The organism is Sphaerotilus sp. (genome assembly GCF_034519685.1).
Classification (GTDB): domain Bacteria; phylum Pseudomonadota; class Gammaproteobacteria; order Burkholderiales; family Burkholderiaceae_C; genus Sphaerotilus.
Window position 1 is genome coordinate 706,282 of sequence record NZ_JAXHOF010000006.1, and the last position, 25,649, is coordinate 731,930.

The following is a 25,649-nucleotide window of genomic DNA, read 5'->3' on the forward strand; positions in this document are numbered from 1 at the left end:
CCGTATTCACCGTACAAAACGCAGATTTTGATTTTGTACGGTGAATTGTGGTCCACGTCCACCCCGGTGCGCTGCGCTGCGCCGCGCCGCCGCTGGCGTCCTACACTCATCCGCATGGACACCACGCCCGCTCCCACCCCGACGCCGCGCAGGAAAAAGCTGCCCATCGGCCTCCAGTCCTTCCGCCAGATCCGCGAGGATGACCACTACTACGTGGACAAGACGGGGCTGATGCTCGACCTGATCGAGTCAGGCAAGCACTACTTCATGAGCCGGCCCCGGCGCTTCGGCAAGAGCCTGCTGCTGGACACGTTCAAGGCGCTGTTCGAGGGTCAGCGGGCCTTGTTCAGCGGGCTGGCGGCCGAGACGCGCTGGGACTGGACGCGCCGGTATCCGGTGATCCGCATCGACTTCGGCGGCGGCGTGCTGCACGACCGGGCGGAACTGGACCAGCGCATCGACGAAATCCTGCGCGACGTGCAGCGTGAGCTGAACCTGCCCGAGCCGACGGGCTACCGGAGCATCAGTGGCCGGCTGGCCGAGCTGATCCGGCTGGCGCGGGTGCAGCATGGGGCGCCGGTCGTGGTGCTGATCGACGAGTACGACAAGCCGATCCTGGACAACATCACCGACCGGGAGACGGCGGCGGCGATGCGCGATGGCCTGCGCAACCTGTACTCGGTGCTCAAGGGCGCGGACGAGCACCTGAAGTTCGTCTTCATCACCGGGGTGTCGAAGTTCAGCAAGGTGAGCCTGTTCTCAGGGCTGAACAACCTGTTCGACATCACGCTGGAGGCCCGCTGGAGTGCGTTGTGCGGCTACACGGATGACGATCTGGACACGGTGTTTGCGCCGGAGCTGCCGGGACTGGACCGGGAGGAGATCCGGCGCTGGTACAACGGCTACAACTGGGGCGGCACGAGCGTCTACAACCCGTTCGATGCCTTGCTGCTGTTCAAGACGCGGGAGTTCAAGCCGTACTGGTTCGAGACGGGCACGCCGACCTTCCTGATCGACATGCTGACGAGCCGGCACTGGTTCACGCCGGACCTGTCGCGCACGGTGGCCACCGAGACGCTGCTGTCGGCGTTCGACGTGGAGCGGATCGAGACGGAGGCGCTGCTGTTCCAGGCGGGCTACCTGACGATCGACAGCGTGTGGGCGATCCCGGGGCGCAAGGAATACACGCTGAAGTACCCGAACAAGGAGGTGCAGGCGAGCCTGAACGACAGCCTGCTGCGGGTGCTGACGGGCGGCTCGCGCATCTCGGAGCCGCAGGTGAGCCGGCTGTACCGGGTGCTGCAGGCGCAGGACGTGGCGGCCTTGCGCGAGCTGTTCCACGCCTTCTACGCCAGCATCCCGCACGACTGGTACCGCTCTAACGACATCGCGAAGTACGAGGGGTATTACGCCAGCGTGTTCTACAGCCACTTTGCCGCACTGGGCTTCGACATCCGGGTGGAGGAGACGACGAACCACGGGCGGATCGACATGGCGGTGGAGTTCGGCGGGGCGGTGTGGATCTTCGAGTTCAAGGTGGTGGAACTCGTGCCCGAGGGCAAGGCGCTGGCGCAGATCAAGGCCAAGGGCTACGCAGACCAATACCGGGGGCGGGGCGAGCCGATCCACCTCGTCGGCGTGGAGTTCAGCCGGGACTCGCGCAACATCGTTGGCTTCGAGACGGAGACATGGTCATGAAGATCCCTTCCCGCACCCTGCTGTGCTTCGGTGACTCCAATACCCACGGCACCTGCCCGATGCGCGACCGCGACGACGCCCGTCGCCTCGGCCGCACCGAGCGTTGGCCGGGTGTCCTGCAAGCGGCGCTCGGCCCGGACTGGCACGTCATCGAGGACGGCCTGCCCGGGCGCACCATCGGCCGCGACGACCCGGTCGAAGGCGCCGACCGCAACGCACTGCGCACCCTGCCGGCCAGCCTGCAGGCGCACCGGCCGCTGGACGTGGTCGTGTTCATGCTCGGCACCAACGACCTCAAGGCCCGCTTCGGCGCCAGCGCCGAGCAGATCGCCGAGGGCGCCCACGCGCTGATCGACACCGTGCTGGAACACACCCGGCCGGGGGCGGCGCGGGTGGGCGTGCTGCTGGTCTGCCCGCCGCCGATCGAGGAACACGGCGTGCTGGCCGACATGTTCAGCGGCGGGGCGGCCAAGGCGCGCGGGCTGGCGGCGGCGATGCGGGCGGTGGCGGCGCAGCGTGGGGTGGCCTTTCTCGATGCGGGCGAGCATGTCGCGGTCAGCGCCGAGGAGGGGATCCACCTCGACGCGGCGGCGCACGCGCGGCTGGGGATGGTGGTCGCCGACGCGGTGCGGTCAATCGCCGCTGTCTGAACCCGGCGCTCCCAGCCCCCACCACCGCGGCATCAGCGCCTGCACCTGCGCCCCCGCGAACCGGTCGTCGATCAGGTGGACCACGCCCCGGTCCTCGGGCGTGCGGATCACGCGCCCGGCGGCCTGCACCACCTTCTGCACGCCGGGGAACAGGTAGGCGCAGTCGAAGCCGCTGCCCGTCTCGCGGCTGACCAGCGTGTCCAGGCGGCGGCGGATCTGCTCGTTGACCGGGTTGACCTGCGGCAGGCCGAGGGTGGCGATGAAGGCGCCGATCAGCCGGTCGCCGGGCAGATCGATCCCTTCCGCGAACGCGCCGCCCAGCACCGCAAACCCCACGCCGCGCCCGCCCGCCGCGAACCGGGCGAGAAACGCCGCCTGCTCCGGCTCGCTCATGCGCCGCGCCTGCTTCCACACCGGCACGTCCGGGTGCGCCGCCTCGAACGCGGCCGCCACCCGGTCGAGGTAGTCGAAGCTGCTGAAGAAGGCGAGGTAGTTGCCGGGCCGCTCGGCGTACTGCGCGGCGATCCGGGCCACGATCGGCGCGACCGAGGCGTCCCGGTGCTGCCAGCGGGTCGAGATGTCGCGGGCGATGTGGATGTCGAGCTGCGCCCGCTCGAATGGCGAGTCCACGTCGATCCATGCGGTGTTATCCGGCAGACCGAGCAGCTCGCGGTGAAACGCCGGCGGCTGCAGCGTCGCCGAGAACAGCGTCGCCGTGTGCGCCACCGCCCAGCGCGGCCCGAGGAAGGGCGCCGGCACGACATTGCGCAGGCACAGCACCGAGGTCCGTCCGTCCCGCGACGGCGTCAGGTCGCATAGCGAATGCGGCCCGAACGACTCGGCCAGCTTGCTCAGGTGCAGCGCGTCGAACAGGAAGCCTTGCAGCGCCGCGTCCACGGTGGTCGGGTGCTCGACGAGGTGGTCGAGGACGGCGGTGGCGGCCTGCTGGATGGCGGTCATCAGCTCGTCCGGCAGCGCGGGCAGCACGCGGTAGGCGTTGTCCGCGCCGTCGTTCGATTCGCTGGCGTTCAGTGCTTTCCAGACGCGGTTGAGCTTGTCGAGCGGTTTCTGCAGCGCCTTCGGCACGGTGTGGCGCAGGCCGCGCACGCTGATCTGGTCGAGTTCACCGGTGTGCATCAGCCGCGCGCGGTCCACGAGGTTGTGCGCCTCGTCGAGCAGCAGCGCGACCCGCCAGCCGTTGATCTGCGTGAGCGCGTGCAGCATCGCGCTCAGGTCGAAGAAATGGTTGTAGTCGCCGATGACCAGATCCGCCCAGCGCGCCAGCTCCTGCCCGAGGTAGTAGGGACAGACGCCGTGCGCCGCCGCCACCGCGCGCACGCCCTCGCGGTGCCAGACCGGCACCGTCAGCGCAGCCTCGCGCGCCGCAGGCAGGCGGTCGTAGAAGCCCTCCGCCAGCGGGCACGACTCGCCGTGACACGCCTTGTCCGGGTGCTCGCACGCCTTCTCGCGCGCCACCAGCTCCAGCGCCCGCAGCGGCAGGTCCGGCTCGGCCCGGCGCAGCGTCGCCACCGCGTCGAGCGCCAGCGCGCGGCCGGAGGTCTTGGCGGTGAGGAAGAACACGCGGTCGATCGGCTGGCCCTGCCGACCGGGCAGGGCGCGCAGCAGCGGGAACACCGTGCCGATGGTCTTGCCGATGCCGGTGGGCGCCTGCGCCATCAGCGGGCGGCCGGCGCGGGCGACCTTGAAGACGGCTTCGGCGAGCGGGCGCTGGCCGGTGCGGAAATCGGCGTGCGGAAAGCGCAGCACGGCCAGCGCGGCGTCGCGGGCGCGGCGATGCGCGTGTTCGAGCCGCGCCCACGCGAGGTAGGCGTCGCAGCGCTGGACGAAGTGCTGGCGCAGCGCCTCGGCGTCCAGCGTCTGCGTGAACACGGTCTCCTGGCGGCTGCCGATGTCGTAATAGACAAGGGCGAGTTCGAGCTGTTCGAGGCCGTCCCGCGCGCACAGCAGCCAGCCGTAGACCATCGCCTGCGCCCAGTGCAGCGCGCGGTGGTTGGCGGGCTGGCGGGCGAGGGCACCGGCGCCGCGGTGGGTCTTGATCTCCTCCAGCCGGCCCTTGTCCACGTCGAATCCGTCTGCGCGCCCACGGACCAGCAGCTCGCCGTGGCGGCCGGACAGCGGGATCTCCTTCTGGTAGCCCGCGCCGCGCCGTGCGGTGACCACGGCGTGGCCCTCGATGCCTTCGACCGCGGTCGGCGCTGGCGTGAAGCGCACGTCGAGGTCGCCCGCCTTGGCGGTGAACTCGCACAGCGTGCGCACGGCGACGGTCAGGGGTGGCAGATCCTCGGTGGCGACATCCATCAGGCGAGCATAGCCCGCGCCAGCTCGCCGATGCGTCGCAGCGCCGCCCGCTGTGCGGTATCCCAGCGCCCGCCAACACCCAGCCGCAGGCAGCGCCGGTAGCGGTCCGTCGCGCTGAACATCGTCCCCGGCGCAAAAACGATCTTCTCGGCCAGACAGGCGTGGAACAGCGCCAGCGAGTCGCTCCCCGGTGGCAGTTCGACCCACAGGATGTAGCCGCCCGCCGGGTCGGTCACCCGCGTGCCGCGCGGAAAACTCTCCGCGATCAGCCCGCGCGCTTCGTCCACCCGGGCGGCGATCGTCGCGCGCAACTGGCGGTAAGCGGATTCGCTGCCCGCCTGGGTCAGCAGGTCGGCCATCGCCAGCTCCAGCAGCTCCGTGTGCCCGCCCGAATGCACGGCTTTCAGACGCCGCACCTGCGCCCCCCAGCGCCCCGCCTCGACCCAGCCCAGCCGGATGCCCGGCGCCACTGTCTTCGAGAACGAGCCGCAGATCATCACGTGGCCAGTGGTGTCGAAGGCTTTCACGGCGCGGCGGCGGTCGTCCTGTTCGGCGAGGTCGTTGTAGAGCACGTCCTCGATCAGCGGGATGCCACGCTCGGCCACCATCTGCGCCAGCCGCTTGCGCTCGGCCAGTGGCATCGACGCGCCGATCGGGTTGGAGAGCGTCGGCACCGCGAGCACCGCCTTGACCGGCTGCGTGTCGAAGGCGAGCTGCAGCGCGTCCAGCGACAGCCCGGTGCGCGGATGCGTGGGGATCTCCAGCGCGCGCAGGTGCATGCTTTCGAGGATTTCCAGGAACCCGAAATACGACGGCGACTCCAGCGCCACCACGTCGCCCGGCTGCGTCACGGCGCGCAGGCACAGGCTGATCGCCTCCAGGCAGCCGTTGGTGACGAGCAGCTCGCGCGCGTCGAGCTGGCAGCCCAGGCCCATCGCGTAGCGGGCGATGGCGCGGCGCAACTGCTCGTTGCCGGGACCGATCGGGTACTGGCACAGCGTCGCGCGGTGGCGCTGCGCAGCGCGGCTGACGGCGCGGCGCACGCGGTCCTGCGCGAACAGCTCGCCGCTCGGGCAGGCGGCGCCGAAGGAGATGAAACGCGGGTCGGTGGCGAGCTGCATCACCTGCGCGCCGAGCGAGCTGACATCGACCGGCTGCGAATCGGCCGGCGGGCGCGAGGGCTCCGGCTCCGGCGGCCGGGGGCCGCGCGAGGCGACGAAGTAGCCCGAGCGCGGGCGGGCCTCGATCAGCCGGGCGTCTTCGAGCGTGCGGTAGGCCTGCACGACGGTGGACAGCGACACGCCCTGCTGGCGCGCCAGTTCGCGCACCGAGGGAATGCGCTCGCCACGGGCCAGCGTGCCCGAGCGGATCGGGTGGGCGATGTGTTCGGCGATCTGCAGGTACAGGGTGTCGGCGTGTTCCATGGGACCATTCTGTATGGGTCCATGGTGGGCTGACCAGTACAGATGTCCGTCAACGCGACCGACACAGGGCCGCTGAAACCGGGGTTGTTGTGGCCGGGTTGGCCGGCGCGTGTGGCTGTCGGGATCGGCTGCGCCCGCCTAACGTGGACCCCATGGACACCCCCTTGCACTTCACCCCTTCGTCCCCGCTCAGCCTGCGCCCCGGCGCGGTGCTGACGCTGGCCCGGCCGCACGACGGCTATACCCGGGTGCAGGTCGTGGCCGGCCGCATCTGGCTGACCCAGTCGGATGACCCGGGCGACCATTTCCTCGCGGCAGGCGAGGACTGGCTGCTGTGTGGCGATGGCGCGGTGGTGATCGAGTGCGATGGCGCGGAGACGGCGCGTGTGCAGGTCTGGCATGCCGGGGAGCGCCCGGCGGGCGCTGTGTCCAGGATCAGCCCAGCGCGAGCCGCTCCACCAGTGCCATCTGCTTCGGCAGGCAGATGTGCTGCAGGTCATACCGGCTGACGATGGTTTCACGGGCGTTGTTGCGCAGGGTGTCGTGGGCGCCGGGCGGAGCCTCCAGCGCTTCGCACATGGCGCGGGCCAGGCCGTCGCGGTCGAAGAAGTCGACCAGCCAGCCATTGCGCCCATGCTCGATGACCTCTTCGACCGGCGCCGTGCGCGAGCCGATCACCAGCGCACCGGCCGACATCGCCTCCAGCATCGACCATGACAGCACGAAGGGGTAGGTCAGGTACACATGCGCCCGGGCCACCTGGTAGAGCCGGATCAGCTGACCGTGTGGCAGGCGGCCGACGAAGTGCAGGCGGGCGAGCTGCTCGGGCGTGAGCTGCGGGCGGATCTCGTCGAGGAAGCGGTCGCGCCAGGAGCGGCCGTCCTCGGATTTCGCTCCATAGGACACGCCGTCGGCGCCGACCAGCACCACCTGCGCCTGCGGGCAGCGCGCCAGCATGGCCGGCAGCGCGCGCAGGAAGGCGTGGTAGCCGCGGCTGGGCTCGAAATTGCGGTTGATGAAGCTGATGACCTGGTCCTGGCGCGTCAGGCGCAGCCGTGCGGACGCGCCGGGCAGGACGCATTCGAACACCGCGTCCGGGTTCGGCTGGATGAGCTGCGTGTCCACGCCGTCGTGGATCGCCTCGACCTTGGAGCGGAAGAGTTCCGGCACGGTCGAGCGCTGCCACACGGTGGGCGAGACGCCGGCGTCCATGTCGGCCAGCCCATGCAGCAGGTGGGTGTTCTTGGTGCGGATGCGCAGGCGGGCGTCGATGCTGCGGGGCGGGAACTCGGGGTCGAAGGTGACGTCGTGTCCTTCCCAGCCGTAGTACCACTCGACGAAGTGCAGCTGCCGCGCACCGGGCCAGATGTCGCGCAGGAACAGCGCCTCGCCCCAGCCCGGGTGGACGCAGATGACGTCCGGTGTGAAGCCGCTCTGGCGCAGCGCCAGCGCGGCACGTGCGGCCCCTTCGCCGCGCAGGATCTTGGTCTCGAACTCGCCCGCCCAAGGGTGGATGTTGGGCGTGCTGCCGCGCAGCACCTTGTAGCGTGTGCCGGCCACACCAGGCAGATCGCGGGCCGTGGGCTCCAGCATCAGCGCACGGACTTCATGGCCGGCTTGCACCAGGGCAGGTGCGAGGTGAACGTACTGGCCCGGAAAATTCTGGTGGACGAAGAGTAGACGCATGGTGATCGCGAGTATCAGGGGGTGCTCCAGATGCAAGAAAGGAACGATCACCGGAATTCCGGCGCGATCGGTTCGCGTGCCCGGGGCGATCCGCATGGTCAGCGCTGCAGCGGACAGCTCCAATCGGGACCATGACCATGGTTCGACATTTCCGCCAGAGCCTGCTCTGGCCGCTGCACCTGATGCCCCGCGAGGGAGAGCGTGCCGGGCGTCCGCCCTGGGAGACATTGCTGGATGGGGCGGCTGGTGGTGTGCAGCCCTGGCGCGTGGTGGTGGATGAATACACCGGGGAGGCCAGCGGCTTCCACGAGCGCCACTACAACGAGTTCGTCACCTTCCTGCCGTATGTCCAGCGCTTTCTGTACGGCGACGGCTCGGCTCGGGGTGGCCGCGGGCGCACAGGCGGGGCGTCGTCGATGCAGGTGCTGCGCCGTGACGATGTCCGCCAGGTGCGGCTGACGCTGCAGGCGGAGAGCCCGCCGGTCGTGCTGGCGGTGGAGCATGTCGACCTCTATTTCTTCTACGACGTGGACGTGGTGATGCTCAACGTCGAGGTCTGCGCCGACGACCTGCCGCTGGCGGTGGCGCAGGAGCTGCTCTACCGCTTCGGCCGCGGCTATCCGCCGGGCTGGGACGGCGAAGGCCGCGGACTGCACTGCGCCGCGGCGGTCGAATGGCTGGGCGCCGACGGCCAGGTGCTGGCGGCATCGGATGCCGGCGACCGCGACGCCTTCCTCTCGTTCGTGGCCCGCCACCGCGCGCCGCGGCTGGCGGCGCACTGGCGTTGGCTGCTGCAGCCGCTGGTGCCCGACCAGGAGGACGCGGTCGGCCCGCTGCGCTTCCGCCAGATCGAGTACCACCGCATGCCGGTGATGGCCTATCTCGCGGTGGACGACCCGGTGCAGCTCAGCCGTGCCGATTTCGTGCGGCTCGGTCTGGTGTCCGGGCAGGGCGGTGGCGACGAGCTGCTGCCGTTTACCGAGCAGCACCTGTCGGACTTCGAGGCGCGCTACTGCTACGACCGCTTCTGGTGCGGCGGTGGTGCCGCACCGCACACGCGCTACCTCTGCTGCGGCCACGCACTGGTGGTGGTCGGAAGCGCCCGGGCGCCGTTCTTCACCGACCGGGAACGCGGCGTGCTCGCCCAGTTCCGCCACCAGCATTTCCTGCTGTTCCTGATCGCGCACTTCCAGAAGGCCGCGCTGCTGATGTTCTCGGACCGGCTGGTGGTGGCGCTGGACGCGCTGAGCATCGCCGATGCCGGCTCGGTCAAGCGCTTCAAGCGGGCGGTGCGGAGCAACTTCGAGACCTTCCTGCGCTTCACGCACCGCTACTGGTTCCACGAGATCTCCGAGCAGGTGCAGACCCGGGCGCTGCACCACCTCTGTGTCGCGCACCTGGGGCTGAACACGCTCTACCCCGAGGTGCGCGAGCGGGTCGGCGAGATGAATACCTACCTCGACACCGACAGCCTGCGCCGCCAGGCCAACACCGTCGTGCGGCTCACGGTGGTGACCATCGCCGGGCTGATCGGCACGCTCTCCACCGGCTTTCTGGGCATGAACCTGCTCGCCGAGGCCGAGGCGCCGCTGTGGCAGCGCGGGCTGATCTTCGTCGGCACGCTGGTGGCCTCGCTGGTGGTGACGGGCTACACCATCGTCAAGTCCAAGCGGCTGTCGGATTTCCTGGACGTGCTCTCCGACGAGCGGCTGACCTTGCGGGAGAAGGCCGGCGCCTGGTGGCGCGATGCGCGCGCGGCACGCCATTCGGGCAATTGACCGCAGATGGCGTCTGTTTTCACACTTTAGCCCCTGGGATGAAGGACGACAGTGGCGACGCGGGCTGCTCAGATGTGCAGCTCTGTCTTGTGGAGCCCATGCATGTCCTCGTCCTTGCCTTCCTTTGTGCGCCCGGTGCTGGTGCTGGCATTTCCCCTGCTGCTGAGCGCCTGCGGCGGCGGTGGCAGCAGCAGTGGCGAGCTGGTTCCGGCCCTGGTGATCGACACCCCGAGTGCACCGACGAGCGCCAGTGCCAGCGAGAGCTTTCCGACCGGGCTGGCCGTGGCCTCGCCCACCGAGCTGACCAGCACGGCAGCGGCCGCCGCGACCACCGTGCGTGCGCTCGCCGCCCTGCCCGGTGCGGGCGCCGGCCGGGCCGAGCTGACGGACATGGCCAGCCGCATCGAGGCGGTGCTGGCCGGCGACGCCAGCGTGTCGCTGGGCGGTTTGCTGCGCTTCGGCAACCTGTTCCGGCCCGCTGGCAATGCCGGCTGCTACGGCCCGCAGCTGCTCTACGCCAACCATGAGGATGGCAGCGGCACCGAATCCGGTCTGCTCCCCGGGGGCGATCTCGGGCTTTGGCACGCCACCGACGCCGCCAGCGGCCAGCCCTGCGTGGTGGCCCAGCTCAATGAACGCACCGCCGGCATGACCCACACGACCCGCCAGAGCCTGCTGCTCATGGCGGCGATGCGCGCCACCATCGCCGGCTCCGGCGGGCTGCTGGCGATGCCGGCGGCCGGTTTCCGCACCGACCTGACTGCGCCGTTTGGCACCGTGCTGGCCGCACTGCCGGCGCTGACCGGCCTGCACGTGGACGCGGCGACCGTGGCGCTCGACCCCTTCGGCAAGACCTACACCTACCGCCTCGCCCTGCACCAGGGCACGGGCGCATCGGCCCGCAGCGGCGAGATCGTCCTGCAGCACCGCCCCGGCGCGACGGCCGCCGCCTACAGCGGCGTGCTGCGCGTGGCCGGTTTCGACCTGACCACCGACGCCAGCGCCGGCTGCAGCGACCGCATGACCAGCGGCCGCTACCAGCGCGCCCGCCTCACCACGGTCCGCTACAGCCGCCGTGCCGACCAGATCGACTTCGGTGCCCGCTCCGGCCAGTATTGCGGCGCGCCCGCCGATCCGGCCGATGCCGACCACGCCGCGCAGGTGGCGTCCTTCACCGCCAGCGGCGAGCTGGACCCCGCCGTGCAGCTCCCGGCTGGTGCGCCGGGTCTTGCGGTGGCCGCCGGTTCCGCCACCGGCTGGCGCGGCAACTTCGACCGCTTCGGCGGCCGCTACGACCGCACCACCGGCGCGGGCCAGTTCCTCTACGCCTGGCAGGCCGGCACCGGCGACCGCCACGCCCGTGCGCTCGCCGTCCGCAGCACCTACGACAGCGCCGCCGACACCCGCACGGTGCAGGGCCACTTCGCCTTCACCGACGCGCTGGCCACCACCGACGGCAGCCTGCTCGGCATGGTCTGCAACTGGGCCGGGCCGGGGGCGCAGCACATCCCCGCGCCGTTGTTCCAGTCGCAGACCGCGACGCTGGCCGGCCTGGCCTCGACCTTCGTCGCCACGGCCAGCCGCCTGACCTACGCGCCGACCAATGCCTGCGTGTCCACCACCACGCTTTTCGACGCCGATGGCGACGGCACGCTGACCGCCGGCGAGGGCGCGGGCACGCCACAGGCGCTGGACGCTCCGGCGTCGTCCTCGGTCACGGTGCAGGAGGAGCTTCTGACGCGGGGCTACGTCCAGCCGGAGTATTTCTAGAGGCAGGGAGGCGGGGGGGGGCGGCCTCCGCGACCGGATCTGGCGGTTTGATCTGCATCAAACTGCAGGCGCCTTAAATATCAGTGATTGCTGATAATTGGACTCGTACGCCCATACGCCCATACGCCTGTACGCCTGTACGCCTGTACGTTCCCCCGCAGACCCCTACCGGAGACACCGATGAATACACCCGCCCGCCTGACCCTTGCCCTGTGTGCGGCCCTGGTGGCTCTGGCGCCTGCCCGCGCGGCCGAGCCCGAGCTGCTGCGCATCCTCGGCGAGGACAAGTCCTTCGTGATCCAGACGCCCACGGGCCCGATGACGATCACCCGCACGATGACGCCGTGCGCGAAGAACAAGGGCTGGCTGCAGCCGCTGGTGCCGGTGGCCGGGGTGCATCCGGTGGGCGAGATCGAGATCCTGGGCGCGCTGAACGACAAGGACGCGATCGTGGTCGACATGCGCGAGTCCGAGGACCGCGTGAAAGGCACGATCCCGAACACGGTGTCGATTCCCTACACCGAAGTCGCCGGCCGCATGGACGAACTCGGCTGCAAGAAGGTCGGCAAGGGCTGGGACTGCACGACCGCGAAGAAGGTCTACGCCTTCTGCAACGGCCCTGTCTGCCCGCAGAGCCCGACGGCCATCCTGGCGATGACCCGCGACGGTTTCCCGGCCGACCGAATCTATTACTACCGTGGCGGCATGCTGGACTGGGAGGCGCTCGGCTTCCCGTTGGTCAAAGGTGACTTCTGACTGCTTAGTCGGCCTTGAAGCGGGTGGCGCGCTGTTCGGTGCAGACCTGCAGCGAATACTCGCTGTAGAACTCGGCGCGGCCTTTCTGCTTGGCCGCGACGTGTTCCGGGTGGGTCGCCCAGCCGCGCAGCGCCGCTTCGCTCTCGAACTCGACGATGGTGACGCGCTCGCCATCGGCGGCGGTGAAGCCCTTGTGCGAGACGTAGCCGGGCATGGTCTGCGCCAGCGCGCTCATGCGCGTCGCCCAATCGGTGTAGTCGGCGACAGCGTCGGGTTTCAGGCGGTTGCGGAAGATGATGACGTGCATGGCGGGTTCCGGTGAGGTGGCTGTGTGGCAGCGTGGCAGCATGGTGGTGTCGTCGATGGTCCGCCTGTCAGCCGTGCAGCCCGGCGGCCAGCGACCGCGTGAGTTCTGCGGCAGGCAAGGCGCAGCAACCGCGGGTGTTCTGACCCGCCCATAGCGGCGAGAACGCGCTGCTGCCCCGCGTCTCGGCGGCCGTGCGCAACGGCGCCGAGGCTGCGGTCGCCAGTGGAAACTGCGGGACGGCCTCGTGCAGTGGCCCGAATTCGGTGATGAACCGGTTGACGATGCCACGCGCCGGCCGGCCGGTGAACAGGTTGGTCAGCGCGGTGTGGTGGGCCGCCTCGCTCTGCAGCGCGGCGCGGTGGACGGCGCTGGTCGTGGCCTCCGGGCAGAGCAGGTAGGCGGTGCCGACCTGCACGCCCGCCGCGCCCAGCGCCATCGCGGCGGCCACGCCTGCCGCGTCCGCGATGCCGCCCGCCGCGATGACGGGGATCTTCACCGCCGCGACGACCTGCGGCAGCAGCGCGAAGGTGCCCATCTGCCGGGTCAGGTCGTCCGACAGGAAGTGGCCGCGGTGGCCGCCCGCCTCCAGCCCCTGCGCGATGACGGCGTCCACGCCGTGGGCCTCCAGCCAGCGCGCTTCCTCGACCGTGGTCGCCGACGACAGCACCTTGGCGCCCCAGCCGCGCACCCGCGCCAGCAGTTCGGCCGATGGCAGACCGAAATGGAAGCTCACCACCGGTGGTTTGAACTCGGCGAGGATCTCGGCGCTTTGCGCATCGAACGGCCGCCGCCCCGGACCGGCGTGGATCGCGGCCGGGTCAATGCCGAACTCGGCATAGGCCGGCGCCAGCGTCGCGCGCCAGGCGGCTTCGCGGGCCGCGTCCGGCGCGGGCGGGGTGTGGCAGAAGAAGTTGACGTTGAACGGCCGGTCGGTCTGCGCCCGGATCGCCGCGAGTTCCTGCCGCATCGCGTCCGGTCCGAGCATCGCGCACGGCAGCGCACCGAGCCCGCCCGCGTTCGACACGGCGATGGCCAGCGCGCTGCCTTGCACGCCGGCCATGGGGGCCTGGAGGATGGGGAGGTCAAGGCCGAGGAGGGTGCGCAGTGGCATGGCAGAGCGAGGAGATGGGTGGTCGGGGCGAGCAGAATACCCCGGCCCACCCGTGCGGTCCGGGTCAGGCGGGCAGGGTTTCCGGCGCGGGACTGGCGGCGACCCGTGGCGCCAGCACGACCTGCCCGCGTCCGGCGCGCTTGGCCTCGTAGAGCGCCTCGTCGGCGCGGCGCAGCAGGCTGTCGAGCGTCGTGTCGCGTGTGCCCAGCGCGGCCACGCCAGCGCTGTATTCGAGCGGGAACTCCAGCTCCTGGGCCGATTGCAGCCGCAGGCAGTGGCGCAGCCGCTGGTCGAGCGAGAGCGCCTGCCCCTCGCGGGTGTGGGTGAGCAGCACGCAGAACTCCTCGCCGCCGTAGCGTCCGGCCAGATCGCCGGTGCGCAGTTCTTCCCGCAGCAGCCGGGACAGCAGCTGCAAGGCCTGGTCGCCACGGGCATGGCCACGTTCGTCGTTGATGCGCTTGAAATGGTCGATGTCGAGCATCACCGCCACCAGCGGGTAGCCGTAGCGCTGGGCGTCCGCGAGCAGGGCTTCGGCGCGTTCGGTCCAGGCCCTCCGGTTGAGCAGGCCGGTCAGGCCGTCGGTCATGGCCTGGGCCTGCAGCTCACGCTCGGCCTCCTCGCGGTAGGCCATCAGGATGGCCACCGTCGTCAGCACCAGCGAGAGGTTGCTCACCAGCGCGGCCACCTTGTTGACCGGGTGCGGAGCGGTCAGGAAGGGATAGGCCTCGGTGAAGAAGGCGCCGAGGATGCCGCGCCAGAAGGTCACGACCGCGGTGGCGCCCATGCACAGCCCGATCAGCGCACGCCAGCGCCAGCCCGTCGCGGGGCTGTGCCGGCTGACAGCGAACACGATCGCCAGCATCTGTGTCCCCAGCACGCCGTTGGCCAGGCCGACACGCCATGGATAGTGCTCGAACCCGATGCCATAGCCGAGGGTCATCAGCACCGTCAGGGCCCACATCGGCCAGGCCAGCTGCGGGCGTCCGGTCCACAGCCCGATCGAGCGCCACAGCAGCACGAGGCTGGCGGACATGCCCGCCATCGCCAGCACCGAGCACACCTGGTCCTGCCATTGCTGGCGCCAGAAGGTCGACAGCACGAGAAAGAACCATCCGCCCGCCTGCAGCAGCGTCGACAGCACGGCTTGCCGCGCGGCCGGGCCCACGCGCCAGCCCATGATGGCGGGCAGCGCCAGGGACACGGCGAAGACGTTCACCGTGAACACGACCATCAGGGTGCGGACATCCAGCTCCATTTACTGGAACGCGACTTCGGCAAAGCTGCGCAGCTTGCGGCTGTGCAGGTGGTCCAGCCCCTGGTGGCGCAGGATCTCGATGGCACGGATGCCGATGCGCAGGTGCTGGTCGACCCGTTCGCGGTAGAAATGGTTGGCCATGCCGGGGAGCTTGATTTCGCCGTGGAGCGGCTTGTCGGAAACACACAGGAGGGTACCGTATGGAACCCGGAAGCGAAAACCATTCGCGGCGATGGTGGCGCTTTCCATGTCCAATGCCACGGCGCGGCTCTGGCTGAAGCGGCGTTCCGGACCCGGGTGCGGCAGCAGCTCCCAGTTGCGGTTGTCGGTGGAGGCGACCGTGCCGGTGCGCATGATCTTCTTCAGCTCGTAGCCGGAGAGCTGCGTCACCTCGGCCACTGCCTGCTCCAGCGCGACCTGGATCTCCGCCAGCGGCGGGATCGGCACCCACAGCGGCAGTTCCTCATCGAGCACATGGTCCTCGCGCACATAGCCGTGGGCGAGCACGTAGTCGCCGAGCTGCTGCGTGTTGCGCAGGCCGGCGCAGTGGCCGAGCATCAGCCAGGCGTGCGGGCGCAGCACGGCGATGTGGTCGGTGATGGTCTTGGCGTTGCTGGGGCCGACGCCGATGTTGACCATCGTGATGCCGCTGTGGCCGTGGCGTTTGAGGTGGTAGGCCGGCATCTGCGGCAGGCGCGGCGGCGGCGCGCCCAGCTCGTCGCCCGGCTCGGCCGGCAGGCCGGCGCGGCGGGTCAGCACATTGCCGGGTTCGACGAACGCGGTGTATTCGCCCGCATCGTCCGCCATCAGCTCATGGCCCAGGCGCACGAACTCGTCGATGTAGAACTGGTAGTTGGTGAAGAGCACGTAGTTCTGGAAGTGCTCCGGGGCGGTGCCGGTGTAGTGGCGCAGGCGGTGCAGCGAGTAGTCCACGCGCGGGGCGGTGAACAGCGCGAGCGGGTGGCGGGTGATGCCGTCCGTGCCGGGGAGCGGCTCCAGGCTGCCGTTGGCGATGCCGTCGTCCATGGCGGCCAGGTCCGGCAGGTCGAACAGGTCGCGCAGCCGCGAGCGGCGCTCGGGCGGCATCGACCCCTCGATGTGGTCGTGTTCGGCGAAGCTGAAGTGCACGGGGATCGGCTGGCTGGAGAGGCCGACCTCCAGCGCGACGCCGTGGTTCTTCAGCAGCAGCTTGAACTGCTCGCGCAGGTAGTGGCGGAACAGGTCCGGGCGCGTCAGCGTCGTCTCGTAGACGCCGGGGCCGGCCACGAAGCCGTAGGACAGCCGGGAATCGGCCCGCTCCACGGTGTCGACCCGGACCCGCACGAACGGGTAGCAGGCCCGCACATGGGCCATGCCTTCCTGTCCGCCGACGAAGTCCTTCAGCGATTGCCGCAGGTGGGCGATGCCCGAGTCGTAGATGGCCTTGGCGTGCGCGAGCGCGGCGTCGGCGTCGGTGAAGCTTTGGGTGTTGATGACGGTGCGTGGCATGGCCCATTGTCCACGCGGCCGCGTGACTCTTCCAGTTTTGTCGATGGTCTGCCGTGGAAGCGCCAGACCATTTCTGATGGGGTCAGAGTCGCGCGAGCAATTCGGCTTTCTTGGCGCTGAATTCCTGCTCGGTGAGCAAGCCCTTGGCCTGCAGCTCGCCCAGGCGCTCGATGGCCGCGAAGATCGCGCCGGCGTCGCCTGCCGGGGGCGCCGAGGCCTGGGCGGACGGTGTGCTGAATGCTGGCGCGCTGTAGGCTGGGGCGGGCGCGGGTGCGGCGACTGGCGCGGCCTGCACCTCCTGCCCGTTGCGCAGCACCACCGGCAGGCTGCCCAGGTTCACCGTGCCGTACTGGCTGGAGAAGGTCATGCCGCCGCCCGCGCCCTGCTGCTGCGAGAAGCCACCGATCTGGTGGTCAAGCGTGTCGTAGACCCACACGTCGCCGCCCGTGTCCACCGCGAGGCGGCGGCTGTTGGCGAAGTAGGCGTAGCGGGTGTTGTTCTGCGCGCCGGTGGCGTTGGGGCTGCCCATCCAGGCGGGCCACCAGGTGACGGCAGCCGGCGCGGGCGGCACGAGGTCGCTGCGGCTGGCGAGCAGCTGGCTCAGCTCGCTGCACAGGCTGTCCACGCGGCCCTTGAGCTGGTTGTTGAACATGTCGCCGATCATGGTCATGCCGCCGCGCATCCACTGGCCGGAGCCGCCGAATTCCCAGTGGCTGAACTGCGCCATGCTGCCGTTGCCGTTCCAGACGCTCCACAGCATGTGGGTGACGGCATCGGGGCTGAAGCCGTGGCGGGCGGCGATGTGCTGGACGGCCTGCTGGCCGGCGTCGGTGAGGTGCTGCATGGGGTGCCCTGACAGGGAGATGAACTGCCGTTGAGCCTAGCAGACACCGTGCCACCCACTGTGACAGCGGCGTTTTCCCGGCCGATCAGAGCGCGTTCAGCGGGATCTTGAGGTAGGACACGCCGTTGTCCTCGGGCGGCGGCAAGTGCCCGGCGCGCATGTTGACCTGCACCGACGGCAGGATCAGCACCGGCATGTCCAGCGTCGCGTCGCGCGCCTGGCGCATGGCGACGAAGTCCGCTTCGGCAATGCCGTCGTGGACGTGCACATTGGCGGTGCGCTGCTCGGCGACCGTGCTGACATGCGCCAGCGGGCGACCGCCGGGGCGGTAGTCGTGGCACATGTAGAGCTGCGTGTCGTCTGGCAGCGCCAGCACCCGTCGCACCGAGCGGAACAGCGTCGCCGCGTCACCGCCCGGGAAGTCGCAGCGTGCGGTGCCGTAGTCGGGCATGAACAGCGTGTCGCCGACGAAGGCCGCGCGGGTGTCGCCGTCTTCCACCAGGTAGGTCATGCAGGCCGGCGTGTGGCCGGGGGTGTGCATGGCCGTGGCGCGCAGGCCGCCGATGGCGAAGGTGTCACCGTCGCGGAACAGGTGGTCGAACTGGCTGCCGTCGCGGGCGAAGCCGGGCTCGGCGTTGAACAGCGTGCCGAAGGTCTTCTGCACCGTGGTGATCTGCGCGCCGATGGCGATCTGACCGCCGAGCTGCGCCTTCAGCCACGGAGCGGCGGAGAGGTGGTCGGCGTGGACATGCGTCTCCAGCAGCCACTGCACCTGCGCGCCGAGTTCGCGCACACGGGCGACCAGCCGCTCGGCGCCGGTCGTGCGGGTGCGGCCGGACTTGGGGTCGTAGTCGAGCACGCTGTCCACCAGCGCGCACTGGCCGGTGGCACGGTCGAGCACCAGGTGGCTGAAGGTGGACGAGGCCTCGTCGAAGAACGATTCGACCTGCAGGCGGGATGGGGCGGCAGCGGTGGCGGGGGCGGCGGTGTTCATGCCGCCATTCTATATACCTGTCAGGGTATGTTGCGCGTTTCGCGGTGCTTCGCCGCGCGCGGGGACAGGGCATTGGGGAAATACAGCGCGGTCAGGCTCTTGCTGTGCACCGGCGAGTAGCCGCGGCCCTCGCTGCCCTGGGCGGTCTCGGCGTAGCGGCGCCAGTCGCGCACCCAGTGCAGGTGGTCGCAGACATCGAGCAACCCCATCGTCTCCCGGTCACCGACCAGCACGCCCTGCACCCGCAGCCCGAAGCGCGCGCGCGCATCGTCCAGCCGCGCCAGCGTTGCCGGCATGCAGCCGAACTCGCCGTCGCTGACGATGAGCAGGTCGGCCTGCTGCCAGCGGGCCTGGTGGACGCGCTCGATGGCGTGCTCGATCGGCGTCTGCACATCGGTGCCGCCGTCGAAGCTCTGGCCCATCAGGTCCATCAGCGCCTGCAGGCCGGCGGGGCGCAGGTCCAGCTCGCGCTCGATCACCTCGTCGAGCCCGCCGAAGGCGATCAGCACGCAGCCGCGCCGCTCCGCGTGCGCGGCGCGCAGGGCGGCGATGACGACGGCCTTGGCGATGTTTTCCGGCGCGCCGCGCATCGAGCCGGAGGTGTCCAGACACAGGATGAACGGCCCGCGGGCGCGTGGCTCGGGCTGCGGCGGCGTGGCGCTGGTGCGGGGTGGGGCGGCGGGGTCGTGGCGCCAGTCGGTCAGCACGGCCTGGGACTCCCAGCTCAGCAGCCGCGCCTCGGCATGGCGCGCCTGCCACAGCCGCTTCAGCACGGGGTGGCGCAGCATCACCGCCTCGCTGGCCAGCATGCGCTCGATGCGGCCGGACAGGTGGATGCCGGTCAGCTCGCCGGGCATGTCCGGCAAGCGCGTCTCGACGGCGCGCAGGCCGTGCACCGGGCGGCGGTCGGGTTGCGGCGCGATGGCGGGCGCGGGCGGGCTGGCGTCGTGGCGCTCGGCGCGGCCGAGCTGGCGGATCAGCTCGGCGAGCTGCGGCAGCTTCTCCAGCCAGGCAGCAGCGCGGCGGGCTTCGGCCCAAGGGCGCGAGTGCAGATGGCCGCGCAGGTCGTCCCAGCGCAGCGCGCTCAGGTCGCCCAGGCCCTGCAGCAGCACGAAGTGCTCTTCCCAGCCCTGTGTCTCCATCTGCCAGGCGCCGCGGAAATCGTCCACCACCTGCGCGATGGCGGCGGTGCGGCCGAGCCGGGGCTGGTGGTCGGCGATGCGGTCCAGGTGCCACAGCACGGTGCGCAGCACCTGTTCGGCCAAGGCGGGCGCGCTGCGGCTCAGGCCCGGCAGGCCGAGTTCGCCGACCACCGCCCGCAGTGGCTCGGCCGCCTGTGCGTCGCCAAAATCGGCCTCGGCGGGCGGCAGGTCACCCGCCAGCAGTGCCTGTTCCCAGCGGCGTGTGTCGAGCAGCCGGGCCTCGGCATGGCCGACGCTGGCGACGAGCGCCGGCAGCCACAGCGTGCGCGGCAGCGCGGCGAGGTGGTGGAACGGCGGGTCTGCCGACGGCAGTGGCGGCGGCACGCTAGAGCGCCACCGGTTCCGGCGCGCGGGCCGGCGTGGTGCCGGCCGCCTCGGCGTCGGCATCGACCGGCAGCGCGGCGAAGCCGGCACGCACGGCTTCCAGCCGCGCCAGCAGGCCGTCCAGCGTGGCCAGCGTGTGGGTGTGCGCACCCAGCAGACGCTCCACCACGGGGGGCGGCACCCACACCCGCTCGCGCAGCCGGTCGGCCAGGGCGGTGGCGTCCTGGTGGACCTGGGTCCAGTTGGCCGACGCCGGGCCGGTGATCTCGTCGACCTGGGCCAGCCGGGCGGCGATGTGGACCGGGCTGTAGCGGCGGCGCGTGTGCGCTTCGAGCGACTCGGTCATCAGCCGGGTCATGCCGCCGTCGTCCTGGCTGCCGCTGATGGCCCGGGCCAGCGCCAGCTTGCCCGCAGTGCCATCGTCTTGCTCGGCCTCGGCGCTGCGCTCGATTTCCCACTGGTGCTCGAAGGCCTCGACGGCGCGGGTCAGCCACGGGGCGTCCTGCGGCACGGCACGGGCGATGTCGGTGTCGAACCACTGGGTCAGCCTGGGCACCAGCTCCGGCGTCGGGCTGGCCACGTACGGCGCCAGCCACAGGTCGAGCGCATCGATCTGGGTGCGGCCCTCGGTGGCCACGGCCGTGCGCATCAGACCCACACATTGGCGCCAGCGCCGGTCTGACAGCGTGACCTGCTGCGTGCCGAGCCACTGGCGCAAGGCCCGCAGCGCCTCGACCGCCTCGACACTCAGCCGCACCTGGGCGCTGGCGCGGGCGATGTCGGCGCGCTCGCCAGCGGAAAGGGTGTCGGCGGGGGCGGCGGAGTCGTCTGCCGTGGTCAGGCGCAGCAGGGCCTCGAAGCTGGCATCGCTCACCGGGGCGATCGGCAGGCGCACCAGGAAGCGGTCATGGAAGGCCTGCAGCGCCTCGTCGGCCGGCACTTCGTTGCTGGCGGCGATCACGCTGATGAGCGGTGTGCGCGTGCGGCCGACGCCGTTGTCGAACTCGCGCTCGTTGAGCAGTGTCAGCAGCGCGTTCAGGATGGCGGAGTTCGCCTTGAACACCTCGTCGAGGAAGGCGATGCCCGCGGTGGGCAGGAAGCCGGCGGTCAGGCGCTCGTAGCGGTCGTCCTCCAGCGCCTTGAGCGAGAGCGGGCCGAACAGCTCTTCGGGAGTGGAAAAGCGGGTCAGCAGGCGCTCGAAATACGGTGCGCCCTCGAAGAGACGGTGCAGGCGCCGGGCGAGTTCGCTCTTGGCGGTGCCGGGCGGGCCGATCAGCAGGATGTGCTCGCCGGCCAGCGCTGTCAGCAGGGCCAGACGGACCTCGGTGGCGCGCTCCAGCAGACCGGATTCCAGGGTGGCGAGCAGACCGCGCAGACGGTCGGGCGAGGGCAGGGTGGTGGTGGGGTTGTCGACCATGGCCGATTTTCGGCGGCCAGGGGGGTTTTAGCCAGTCCTGGCGGCCTCGATCTGCGCACTCCGCAGCGGCACTTCGCGCTATCGCGTGATGCGGATCTCGTCCAGGTACACGGTGGTCGCCGCCGCACTGTAAAGCTGGATCGTCAGGCGCTTGAGGAGGTTCGGGTTGCCCAGCTGGCTTCGGGTGACCACGACCTCGGTCCAGACACGGGCGGGCAGGGTGACGAAGCGGGGGGTGACGTCCGTGCTGTCGTCGCTGGTCTGGGCATAGATCTGCAGCGGGGTGGTCACCGGGCTGTAGGCCCAGAAGCGCACGGTGGAGGTCGCGGACACCGGAATGCCCGTGGCGTGGCGCAGCGACAGGCCGCCCCAGCTGGCGTAGCCCGCTTTCAGCGAGCGGGCGCCGATCCTGACCGGCGTGGTGTTGGCATAGTCCCGCACCGTCGCCCAGGACCAGTCGCTCCAGCCCGCACCTAGTGCATCACCGTACACCAGCGTGTTGGCCGTCGGGCAGGCGGCCGTGGTGAAGGTCAGGGTATTGCTGGCTGCCGAGGCATTGCCGGCTGCGTCCCGGGCCCGCAGTGTCAGGGCGTAGAGGGTGGCGCAGTTCAGGTTGGTCAGTGTCGTGGTGGTGCCCCGCAGATTGGCGGCGAGCAGTGTGGTGCCGCGGTGCAGGTCGTAGCCGGTCACGCCCACGTTGTCGGTCGAGGCGTTCCATTTCAGCACGGCGCTGGTGCCCAGGGCGCTGACGACGGCCAGTTTGCCGGGCGCCGTCGGTGGCACCGTGTCCGGCGTGGTCGGCACCATCAGGCGGGCCAGCAGGTGCACATAGGCGGCCTGGGAATAGATGGCCGGCTCCGAAATCTCCCAGGAGTTCTCCGGCCAGCTGGTGTTCCAGTCCTTGTAGGCTTTCTGCCGGGGCTGGTTGGAGATGCCGGCGACGCTGCCGGAGTAGTTCGGGTTAGGGCCGCCGACCAGGTAGCCGGGCGCCGGCCCCTTGGCCGATGTCCTGGCGTTGTCCCAGACCGAGCCGTCGCTGAACCAGCTGTGGTAGATCTCGTTGATCGACGACTCCGCGCCGTAGGCCCCCATGTTCGACAGCATCACCAGCCCCAGCGGGTTGGCGCCGTGCAGCCAGTGCAGGTGCTGTTCGGCGACGTTGCGGTATTGCGCGGCCTTGGCCGTGTTGAGGTTGACGGTGACGAAGTCGAGGTTGTTGCTGGCCGCGTTGGCGCGGATCAGGTTGTGGCCCCAGTTGAATTCGTTGTCGCTGATGTGGGCGCGGTAGAGGTCGGTGCCCGCGTTGAAATCATCGAGTGACAGGGTGATGTCCTGGGAACTCTTCTTGCTGCGGATGTCGGTGGCCACGGTGGCGCTCACGCCTGCCAGTCCGGCGTAGCGCAGCAGGGCCACCTGGTTGGTCGAGGAGTAGGGGCTCCACCACCAAGCCGAGCTGCGGTAAGGCTGGCCACGGGTGTAGTTGGCTTCGACGAAGGTCCGGTATTCGGCCTTGCCGGTGGCTTCGTACAGGGCGATGGCGGCGAGCAGGGCGCTGTCGAGCTGTCCGCCGGCATCGACATCGGCGTCGCCGGCGCGGATGTCCAGGTCGTCGCACTGGGTCTGGTAGGTGGTGAAGCCGAAGGTGGTCGCCTTGGCGCGGACCCAGGCGGCTTCGGCGCGGGTGAGCAGGTCGGCGGCGTAGGCAGCCTGCGAGGCCAGGCCCTTGTAGGTCACGCTGGCGGCAGCGAACATCGCGCTACCGGCCAGCGTGGACGAGGTGCATTCGGGCAGGTAGTAGCGCGGGCTGGTGTCGGCGCTCAGCGGGGTGGTCTCTCTGGCGGTGCCGTCCACGCCGACCTTCAGGAACAGGCCGCCGGTGCCGGTGGCGTTCTGCATGCGCTTGAGGAACTCCAGCTCCCACTTCACCTCGTCTAGCACGTCCGGCACGCCGTTGCCGGACTCCGGGATGCCGAAGTTGTCGCCGAAGACTCGCGGGTTCATGCGGTAGGCGTCGAGCAGCTGCAGCACCGCCGACTGGGCGAAGGTGGTGTACTTGTTGGTGTCTCCGGCGTCCATCCAGCCGCCCGAGAGGTCGCGCACGGTGGCGGCGTTGCCCTTGGCGAAGCGGCTGGTGGCGTGGCGGTCCTGGCTCAGGCCTTCAAAGGCGGCGGTGTCGGTCCACTTCGCCTCGGCGTAGGGCAGGACTTTCGGGGTGTTCAGACGCTGGTAGTAATACGTCCGCATGGCCTGCTTCAGCACCGCGTCGTAGACGTTCGGGCCGATCTCGAAGCGGCCCGAGCCGACCTTGTTGACGGTGTCGTAGACGTAGTACGCGCCAGCCGTGGTCAGCGCTGAGAAGTCGAAATGCCAGCCGCGGTCGCCGGACTGTGCGTGCGTGGCCCCGGCCTTCCAGGGCAGCAGCGTGCCGGAGAGCACCACGACGTCATCGGCCCAGCGGCGCACCTGGTACTGGTTGGCCGCCACACCGGGGCTGAACGCCTCGGCGGCGTTGTAGCCGACTTGTGGGTCCACCACGATGGCCACTTTGTTCATGCCCGTCAGGTAGCCGAACTGGTCGACCTTGATGTAGGGCACGGTGGTGGTGGGGGCCGCCTGTGCGGCCGAGGCGCCCAGGGCCGCCAGCACGACAGCAGACAACAACCGGATGGGTCGGGATATGGACCGGGATATGGACATGGTGGCGCTTCCCCCGTGCGTGCGGCGTCTGGTCGCCCGCACTTGGCACCCCTGCAGTCTCCGTGCAAGCCTGTGGAGGGCGCATGATTTTTTTCAAATGGACATCAAAAATGCAGATTCAGGCATGCGGCCTGGCTGCCAGATTGACCATGGTCAACAACATCACCAGGTCGTGTCGACAAACCGGTGCGGGTCGAGGATCGCCACATGCGAGCCCGCCAGGTCGAGTGCCCGCGGCAGCAGTTCGACCTGCATCCGATGGCTCGCCGCCATCGGTTCACCGTCGACGCGCAGGTCCAGCGGCCAGTCGCTCTCGACGCACATCGACGTTCCCTGGCAATGGGGCACCGCGGTCGCGGCCGACCGCAGGCCGAACCGCTCCAGCGGCCGCATCCAGCGTGACCACCGCCCCGCACCACCGACCACCACGGCGTCGAAGCGCCCGTCGTTCAGCTCGACCGGCAAGGCCTCGGGCGTGCTCCAGCCGGGCAGCGCGTTGCACAGCAGCAGACGCCGGGCGGTTCCCGTCGCCAGCCCTTGCCGGTCCACCGACACCGACCACGGCATCATCCGGCTCGGCCGGTCGATGCGCACCTGCGAGATGAAATGCAGCGCCGTGTCGTCGGTCTCCAGCAGCCCGACGTCCACCGGTCCCGTCGGCGAGCGCAGCGCAAACACCAGCGCCTGCTCCCAGCGCAGCTCGTCCAGACCGAGCGTGTGCGCCAGCAGGTTGTGCCGACCTGCCGGCACCAGCCCGACCTTCAGCCCGCCCTTGAGCAGCGCCGGCAGCATGGCATGCACAGTGCCGTCCCCCCCGATCAGCACCACCCGGGTGCGCGGGGCGAGGATGGTGAGCATCGCCCGGGCCTCGGCGATGGTGTCCGGGATCAGCAAGGACACACCTGGCGCGTTGCGCGACAGCCAGGCCGCGACCGGCCGCCGCAGCTCTGCCGCGCGGCCGCTGTCGGCTTCCGGGTTCAGCAGGGCGACGGCGGTGGAGGGGTTCACCGCCGGATCCGGTCAGTAGCGGTAGACACCGCGCCCGCTCTTGCGGCCCAGGTAGCCGGCCGCCACATATTCCTTCAGCAGCGGGCAGGGCCGGTACTTCGAGTCGCCGAACTGCGTCAGGTAGACCTCCATCACCGCCAGGCACACGTCCAGCCCGATCATGTCGGCCAGCGCCAGCGGGCCGATCGGCTGGTTGCAGCCGAGCTTCATGCCGGCGTCGATGTCTTCCGGCGTCGCCAGCCCTTCCGACAGCACGAAGAAGGCCTCGTTGATCATCGGCACCAGGATGCGGTTGACGACGAAGCCGGGCGCGTTCTTCACCGTGATCGGCGACTTGCCCAGGCGCTCGGCCAGGTCCTTGACGGCGGCGTGGGTGGCGTCCGAGGTCTGCAGGCCGCGGATGATCTCCACCAGCGCCATCATCGGCACCGGGTTGAAGAAATGCATGCCGATGAAGCGGTCGGCGCGCTGCGTCGTCGCGGCGAGCTGGGTGATCGAGATGGAACTCGTGTTGGTGGCGACGATGACCTCGGGCGGGAGCTGCGCGTCGAGCTGGCCGAGGATCTTGATCTTCAGCGCCTCGTTTTCTGTCGCGGCCTCGATGACGAACTGGGCGGCGTTCAGCGCGGCGTAGTCGGTCGAGGTGGTGATGCGGGCGAGGGCGGTGGCCTTCTGCTCTGGCGTGAGCTTGTCCTTCTTGATGAGGCGGTCGAAGCTGCCGGCGATGGTGGCCAGGCCCTTGCTGACCGCGGCGTCGCTGATGTCGACCATCACGACATCGATGCCAGACTGTGCGCAGACCTGCGCGATGCCGTTGCCCATGGTGCCGGCGCCGATGATGCCGACGGTGTGGATGGTGCTCATGTGAGTGCTCCGTTTTCGGGGTTGTGGTGCCGGCCGGATTTTGCCTTGGGGCGGGAC

20 protein-coding genes are annotated in these 25,649 nt (G+C 70.1%); 6 read left to right on the forward strand and 14 right to left on the reverse strand.

Going from position 1 to position 25,649, the window contains the following annotated elements:
- Nucleotides 1-114 precede the first annotated feature (114 nt).
- Both U5O44_RS14420 and U5O44_RS14425 read left to right on the forward strand, forming a co-directional pair.
- A complete protein-coding gene (locus tag U5O44_RS14420; protein ID WP_322589145.1) occupies nt 115-1,698 on the forward strand; it encodes an ATP-binding protein in 1,584 nt (527 codons plus the stop codon).
- A complete protein-coding gene (locus U5O44_RS14425; RefSeq protein WP_322589146.1) occupies nt 1,695-2,348 on the forward strand; it encodes a GDSL-type esterase/lipase family protein in 654 nt (217 codons plus the stop codon). The genes U5O44_RS14420 and U5O44_RS14425 overlap by 4 nt, the downstream gene beginning before the upstream one ends.
- On the opposite strand, the gene U5O44_RS14430 is transcribed toward U5O44_RS14425, so the two are convergent.
- A complete protein-coding gene (locus U5O44_RS14430; protein WP_322589147.1) occupies nt 2,331-4,667 on the reverse strand; it encodes a helicase C-terminal domain-containing protein in 2,337 nt (778 codons plus the stop codon). The genes U5O44_RS14425 and U5O44_RS14430 overlap by 18 nt on opposite strands.
- Nucleotides 4,667-6,091: an aminotransferase-like domain-containing protein gene (locus U5O44_RS14435; RefSeq protein WP_322589148.1), complete on the reverse strand. Its 1,425-nt coding sequence runs from the start codon at nt 6,089-6,091 to the stop codon at nt 4,667-4,669. Before U5O44_RS14435 ends, U5O44_RS14430 begins: the two co-directional genes overlap by 1 nt.
- Nucleotides 6,092-6,243: 152 nt before the next feature.
- On the opposite strand from U5O44_RS14435, the gene U5O44_RS14440 reads away from it, so the two are divergent.
- Entirely contained in the window at nt 6,244-6,600 is a 357-nt protein-coding gene (locus U5O44_RS14440; RefSeq protein ID WP_322589149.1) for a DUF2917 domain-containing protein, read from the forward strand.
- Here the strand turns inward: U5O44_RS14440 and U5O44_RS14445 are convergent.
- Entirely contained in the window at nt 6,527-7,777 is a 1,251-nt protein-coding gene (locus tag U5O44_RS14445) for a glycosyltransferase (RefSeq protein ID WP_322589150.1), read from the reverse strand. The genes U5O44_RS14440 and U5O44_RS14445 overlap by 74 nt on opposite strands.
- A 131-nt stretch (nt 7,778-7,908) precedes the next feature.
- On the opposite strand from U5O44_RS14445, the gene U5O44_RS14450 reads away from it, so the two are divergent.
- The 3 genes from U5O44_RS14450 to U5O44_RS14460 all read left to right on the forward strand — a co-directional run bounded on the left by U5O44_RS14450 (nt 7,909) and on the right by U5O44_RS14460 (nt 12,081).
- Nucleotides 7,909-9,555 (forward strand): hypothetical protein, encoded by a 1,647-nt coding sequence (locus U5O44_RS14450; protein WP_322589151.1) that lies wholly within the window; start codon nt 7,909-7,911, stop codon nt 9,553-9,555.
- Nucleotides 9,556-9,657: 102 nt separating this feature from the next.
- Nucleotides 9,658-11,325, forward strand: a complete 1,668-nt coding sequence (locus tag U5O44_RS14455; RefSeq protein ID WP_322589152.1) for a hypothetical protein — start codon at nt 9,658-9,660, stop codon at nt 11,323-11,325.
- 180 nt (nt 11,326-11,505) lie between these two features.
- On the forward strand, nt 11,506-12,081 hold the full coding sequence (locus tag U5O44_RS14460; protein ID WP_322589153.1) for a rhodanese-like domain-containing protein: 576 nt from the start codon (nt 11,506-11,508) through the stop codon (nt 12,079-12,081).
- A 4-nt stretch (nt 12,082-12,085) separates the two neighbouring features.
- Here the strand turns inward: U5O44_RS14460 and U5O44_RS14465 are convergent, their stop codons facing one another.
- From U5O44_RS14465 to U5O44_RS14515, 11 genes are all read right to left on the reverse strand, one after another.
- The gene (locus U5O44_RS14465; RefSeq protein WP_322589154.1) at nt 12,086-12,388 is read right to left on the reverse strand and encodes an antibiotic biosynthesis monooxygenase family protein; all 303 of its coding nucleotides are present in this window, start codon (nt 12,386-12,388) and stop codon (nt 12,086-12,088) included.
- A 67-nt stretch (nt 12,389-12,455) separates the two neighbouring features.
- Nucleotides 12,456-13,499 carry an NAD(P)H-dependent flavin oxidoreductase gene (locus U5O44_RS14470; protein WP_322589155.1) on the reverse strand — a complete coding sequence of 348 codons (1,044 nt, stop codon included), beginning with the start codon at nt 13,497-13,499 and terminating at the stop codon, nt 12,456-12,458.
- Nucleotides 13,500-13,563: 64 nt separating this feature from the next.
- Nucleotides 13,564-14,754: a GGDEF domain-containing protein gene (locus tag U5O44_RS14475; protein WP_322589156.1), complete on the reverse strand. Its 1,191-nt coding sequence runs from the start codon at nt 14,752-14,754 to the stop codon at nt 13,564-13,566.
- Nucleotides 14,755-16,242 (reverse strand): AMP nucleosidase, encoded by a 1,488-nt coding sequence (locus U5O44_RS14480; protein WP_322589157.1) that lies wholly within the window; start codon nt 16,240-16,242, stop codon nt 14,755-14,757.
- Between the two features lie 82 nt (nt 16,243-16,324).
- Nucleotides 16,325-17,086, reverse strand: a complete 762-nt coding sequence (locus U5O44_RS14485) for an SHOCT domain-containing protein (protein ID WP_322589158.1) — start codon at nt 17,084-17,086, stop codon at nt 16,325-16,327.
- Between the two features lie 85 nt (nt 17,087-17,171).
- Nucleotides 17,172-18,080 (reverse strand): MBL fold metallo-hydrolase, encoded by a 909-nt coding sequence (locus U5O44_RS14490; protein ID WP_322589159.1) that lies wholly within the window; start codon nt 18,078-18,080, stop codon nt 17,172-17,174.
- Nucleotides 18,081-18,100: 20 nt separating this feature from the next.
- Nucleotides 18,101-19,606: a VWA domain-containing protein gene (locus U5O44_RS14495; protein WP_322589160.1), complete on the reverse strand. Its 1,506-nt coding sequence runs from the start codon at nt 19,604-19,606 to the stop codon at nt 18,101-18,103.
- Between the two features lies 1 nt (nt 19,607).
- The gene (locus tag U5O44_RS14500) at nt 19,608-21,023 is read right to left on the reverse strand and encodes an AAA family ATPase (protein ID WP_322589161.1); all 1,416 of its coding nucleotides are present in this window, start codon (nt 21,021-21,023) and stop codon (nt 19,608-19,610) included.
- Between the two features lie 78 nt (nt 21,024-21,101).
- Entirely contained in the window at nt 21,102-23,681 is a 2,580-nt protein-coding gene (locus tag U5O44_RS14505) for a glycoside hydrolase family 9 protein (protein WP_322589162.1), read from the reverse strand.
- 201 nt (nt 23,682-23,882) lie between these two features.
- Entirely contained in the window at nt 23,883-24,728 is an 846-nt protein-coding gene (locus U5O44_RS14510) for a diacylglycerol/lipid kinase family protein (RefSeq protein WP_322589163.1), read from the reverse strand.
- A 12-nt stretch (nt 24,729-24,740) separates the two neighbouring features.
- Nucleotides 24,741-25,592 (reverse strand): 3-hydroxybutyryl-CoA dehydrogenase, encoded by an 852-nt coding sequence (locus U5O44_RS14515; protein WP_322589164.1) that lies wholly within the window; start codon nt 25,590-25,592, stop codon nt 24,741-24,743.
- Between the last annotated feature and the right edge of the window lie 57 nt (nt 25,593-25,649).

What these genes read in the sequence shown, in the direction of transcription:
- U5O44_RS14445 (WP_322589150.1), bottom strand. Translation starts at nt 7,777, where the DNA reads ATGCGTCTACTCTTCGTCCACCAGAATTTTCCGGGCCAGTACGTTCAC.
- U5O44_RS14450 (WP_322589151.1), top strand. Translation starts at nt 7,909, where the DNA reads ATGACCATGGTTCGACATTTCCGCCAGAGCCTGCTCTGGCCGCTGCAC.
- U5O44_RS14440 (WP_322589149.1), top strand. Translation starts at nt 6,244, where the DNA reads ATGGACACCCCCTTGCACTTCACCCCTTCGTCCCCGCTCAGCCTGCGC.
- U5O44_RS14515 (WP_322589164.1), bottom strand. Translation starts at nt 25,592, where the DNA reads ATGAGCACCATCCACACCGTCGGCATCATCGGCGCCGGCACCATGGGC.
- U5O44_RS14500 (WP_322589161.1), bottom strand. Translation starts at nt 21,023, where the DNA reads ATGGTCGACAACCCCACCACCACCCTGCCCTCGCCCGACCGTCTGCGC.
- U5O44_RS14460 (WP_322589153.1), top strand. Translation starts at nt 11,506, where the DNA reads ATGAATACACCCGCCCGCCTGACCCTTGCCCTGTGTGCGGCCCTGGTG.
- U5O44_RS14470 (WP_322589155.1), bottom strand. Translation starts at nt 13,499, where the DNA reads ATGCCACTGCGCACCCTCCTCGGCCTTGACCTCCCCATCCTCCAGGCC.
- U5O44_RS14435 (WP_322589148.1), bottom strand. Translation starts at nt 6,091, where the DNA reads ATGGAACACGCCGACACCCTGTACCTGCAGATCGCCGAACACATCGCC.
- U5O44_RS14465 (WP_322589154.1), bottom strand. Translation starts at nt 12,388, where the DNA reads ATGCACGTCATCATCTTCCGCAACCGCCTGAAACCCGACGCTGTCGCC.
- U5O44_RS14420 (WP_322589145.1), top strand. Translation starts at nt 115, where the DNA reads ATGGACACCACGCCCGCTCCCACCCCGACGCCGCGCAGGAAAAAGCTG.
- U5O44_RS14475 (WP_322589156.1), bottom strand. Translation starts at nt 14,754, where the DNA reads ATGGAGCTGGATGTCCGCACCCTGATGGTCGTGTTCACGGTGAACGTC.
- U5O44_RS14490 (WP_322589159.1), bottom strand. Translation starts at nt 18,080, where the DNA reads ATGAACACCGCCGCCCCCGCCACCGCTGCCGCCCCATCCCGCCTGCAG.
- U5O44_RS14480 (WP_322589157.1), bottom strand. Translation starts at nt 16,242, where the DNA reads ATGCCACGCACCGTCATCAACACCCAAAGCTTCACCGACGCCGACGCC.
- U5O44_RS14430 (WP_322589147.1), bottom strand. Translation starts at nt 4,667, where the DNA reads ATGGATGTCGCCACCGAGGATCTGCCACCCCTGACCGTCGCCGTGCGC.
- U5O44_RS14425 (WP_322589146.1), top strand. Translation starts at nt 1,695, where the DNA reads ATGAAGATCCCTTCCCGCACCCTGCTGTGCTTCGGTGACTCCAATACC.
- U5O44_RS14455 (WP_322589152.1), top strand. Translation starts at nt 9,658, where the DNA reads ATGTCCTCGTCCTTGCCTTCCTTTGTGCGCCCGGTGCTGGTGCTGGCA.
- U5O44_RS14485 (WP_322589158.1), bottom strand. Translation starts at nt 17,086, where the DNA reads ATGCAGCACCTCACCGACGCCGGCCAGCAGGCCGTCCAGCACATCGCC.